Here is a 3,013-nt window from a genome sequence, read left to right on the forward strand (position 1 = left end):
GAATCGACCGGCCGGGCTATGATGGTCCGCGCTATCACGAGCCCCGTGGCTACCGCTTTGCCGGGGAACGGCGTGGCTTCCGAGGCCACGCTGTTCTCGACGATGACGATTGCCGCACTGTCATAAAGCGTCGGGTCAATCGCTATGGCGAGCTTGTCGAGCGCCGGATGCGCATCTGCGACTGACGCCTGGCGCTGCCATGCAGCGGGTGTGTTGGTGCTTTCCAAAGCCCGCTGCTTGGTCATGAGGAGGAACCGATGCGAAAGTTAGTCTTCGTTGCAGCGGCCATGCTGAGTTTCTGCTCCGTGATGCCATCGATTTCACAAGCCGCCCCTTAGCAGGTCTGACGACCCTAGGGACGCCTGACCACGTTGAGCAAATCAAAAGGGGGGCCACGGATACAAGGGTCACAAGGGTTGGCACGGATCGCGGCATTGGGACCATGGACGTGGCTACGGCTTTACAAACTCACCTCATTGACACAGGCCGCATTCTTGATGTTCTTGTTTCGTTCTAATGAACGGAGCGCATTTCGATGCACATGTCCCCCGCTGTCCTCGGACCGCCTATCTTTCTGCCGGTCTACCTGAAGGCCGTGCGCGCGGGCTTTCCTTCGCCCGCCGACGACTACCTCGACACACCGATCGACCTATCGCGAGCGCTGATCAAGAACGCCCCTGCGACCTACATAATGACCGTCGCTGGCGACAGCGCGATCGACGTGGGGATCTTCGACGGCAGCCTGATCACGGTCGACCGCAGCCTGGTCCCGCGTGACGGTGACGCCGTCGTGGTGGACGTCAACGGCGAGCGCAGCGTCAAGGTGTTCAGGATCGCGGGAGGCCGCTCGAGTTTGGCATTCGGCAACCGGCGCTACCCCGACTACGATCCTGGTCCCGACGCAGAAATCGACATCTTCGGCGTGGTCACCAATGCGGTGCGGCGCTTCCGGCGATGACGCAGTCGTTCGCGCTGATCGACGGCAACAGCTTCTACTGCTCCTGCGAGCGCGTGTTCGACCCAAAGCTTCGACGCCGGCCGGTGATCGTGCTCTCGAATAACGACGGCTGCGCGGTCGCCAGAACGGCCGAGGCAAAGGCGCTCGGGATCAAGATGGGCGCGCCGATGTTCCAGATCCGCGACCTTTGCAGGCGCGAAGGCGTCGTCGTCTTCTCGTCCAATTATTCGCTCTACGGTGACATGAGCCGCCGGATGAACACCGTCTACGAGCGGTTCGCGCCGGATATCGAGATCTACTCGATCGACGAGAGCTTCCTCGACCTGACCCCGGTCGCGCCTGAGCATCGCGAGGAGCTGGGCCGCGACCTGCGGTCTACCGTTTCGAAATGGACCGGCGTCCCCACCTGTGTCGGCATCGGGCCAACGAAGACACTGGCAAAGCTCGCGAACAAGATCGCGAAAACCACGCCCCAACTCGGCGGCGTCTGCGACCTGACGAGCGAGGAAGCGCGCCGCGAATGGCTTCCGTTGATGGCGCTGGAGGACGTTTGGGGCATTGGCCGTGCCAGCCAGACTAAGCTGGGTGCGCTTGGCTCCAAGACGGCCGCCGATGTCGCCGCTCTCGATCCCAAGCTCGCTCGCCAGACGCTGACTGTCGTCGGCGAACGGATCATCCAGGAACTCCGGGGCCAGCCCTGCATCAATCTGGAGAGCGTCGCCCCCACTCGAAAGGGCTGCGCGGTTACGAGGTCGTTCTCCGGCCGGGTCGAAAGCCTCGAGGTGATGCAGGAAGCCATTGCTGCCCATGCCACCCGTCTCGGCGAGAAGCTCCGGCATCATGGGTTGGCGACCGATCACGTCACCGTATTCTTCCACACATCTCCGTTCGACAACGGCCCGTCCCGTTCGGTCTCGACCACGGTCGACTTCCCCGAGGCGAGCAACGACACCCTTGTCCTGGTCCGCGCAGCCAAGTGGGGAGCTCGGCAGACCTGGAAGCCGGGTTACCGATACGCCAAGGCGGGGTTGATGACGGTTGACCTAGTGGCATTGGAGATGTCGCCGCGAGCCCTGATCGGCGCGCTCGAACGCGAGAAGAGTGGCCGCCTGATGGAAGCTTTGGACGCGTGCAACAAGAAGCTCGGTCGTGGCGCTGTGTTTCCCGCGGCGGCCGGTATCGCTCGCCAGCAGAAGGCGTGGGTCACGAAATTCGATATGCGTTCGCCGCGTTACACGACGCGGCTCGAAGAGGTGCCGGTCGTAGGGAGAGCGTGATGCCAGGCTTCATCAGGTCGAATTGATATTGGACCCTGTTGCCGCGCCGGAACGCCTGCGCAGGATCGAGAGCTGGTGTGGGGACTGGCAAATCGGCTTCCGGGTTCTCGATCGCTTCCCAGGGTCCGACTCGGTCCGCATCGTATTTGAAGACCGAGGCTTGGCTCGCGCGTTCGTGGGCCATTTCGGCGGGGTGCTTATCGACGAAGGTGAACTTGAAAATGCCATGGCGGGCGACGCAGCGTCTGAGGATGCTTACGATCGCCTCGCCCGCGAATATCCGGATTGAGCGACCGGAGTGATCATCCGATGCCCGGGACGGAAGCTTCCTGACAGCGGCTTCTTGGGCTTGGTCCGCACGGGCTTCTCAACAATGGGGAAGGGGGCGGACGCGGTTTCCCTTTGCGCTCAGACACAGACCTGATGCCGCGGTCGGCATCGATGTTGCGCAGGACTGGACGGCTGGCAACGCGGCTGCGGTTCGGTACGTTGGGTCCTTCGGATTTTAGCAATTGTGCTCACGTGAAATGCACGGCCTCGCTGGCATGGAGCCCCAGAAGTTCCGGAGCCTGTGTTGATGAGCGAAGACACCTCTATCTTTGTCGACCGCAGTTCTTCTTTTGAATCAGAGGCTCCTGCATTCGAGGAAAACGCTCCAGAGCAACAGCCACGGCAGACCGGAAGTTCGCGCGAAACCGACCAGGGTCGTTCGGCCAACAAGAAGGGGGAGGGCTCTTCACAGGTCCATGCCACCGGTGACGACCGGCACATGCTGGAG

5 protein-coding genes are annotated in these 3,013 nt (G+C 62.2%); 4 read left to right on the forward strand and 1 reads right to left on the reverse strand.

Annotated features, from left to right (window positions below; genetic code table 11):
• A partial coding sequence (locus tag AC1DW9_RS36375; RefSeq protein ID WP_476855395.1) for a hypothetical protein occupies positions 1-245 on the reverse strand: 245 nt, incomplete at its 3' end.
• Between the two features lie 290 nt (positions 246-535).
• Between AC1DW9_RS36375 and AC1DW9_RS36380 the strand changes: the two genes are divergently transcribed.
• The 4 genes from AC1DW9_RS36380 to AC1DW9_RS36395 form a co-directional block, all read left to right on the forward strand.
• Positions 536-958 (forward strand): LexA family protein, encoded by a 423-nt coding sequence (locus tag AC1DW9_RS36380; protein WP_441493447.1) that lies wholly within the window; start codon positions 536-538, stop codon positions 956-958.
• Complete coding sequence (locus AC1DW9_RS36385) at positions 955-2,235, forward strand: Y-family DNA polymerase (RefSeq protein WP_476777549.1); 1,281 nt, start codon at positions 955-957, stop codon at positions 2,233-2,235. Before AC1DW9_RS36380 ends, AC1DW9_RS36385 begins: the two co-directional genes overlap by 4 nt.
• A 28-nt stretch (positions 2,236-2,263) precedes the next feature.
• On the forward strand, positions 2,264-2,524 hold the full coding sequence (locus tag AC1DW9_RS36390) for a hypothetical protein (protein ID WP_476777550.1): 261 nt from the start codon (positions 2,264-2,266) through the stop codon (positions 2,522-2,524).
• Positions 2,525-2,812: 288 nt separating this feature from the next.
• A partial coding sequence (locus AC1DW9_RS36395; protein ID WP_476777551.1) for a hypothetical protein occupies positions 2,813-3,013 on the forward strand: 201 nt, incomplete at its 3' end.

The organism is Allobosea sp. P4_E12 (genome assembly GCF_056401655.1).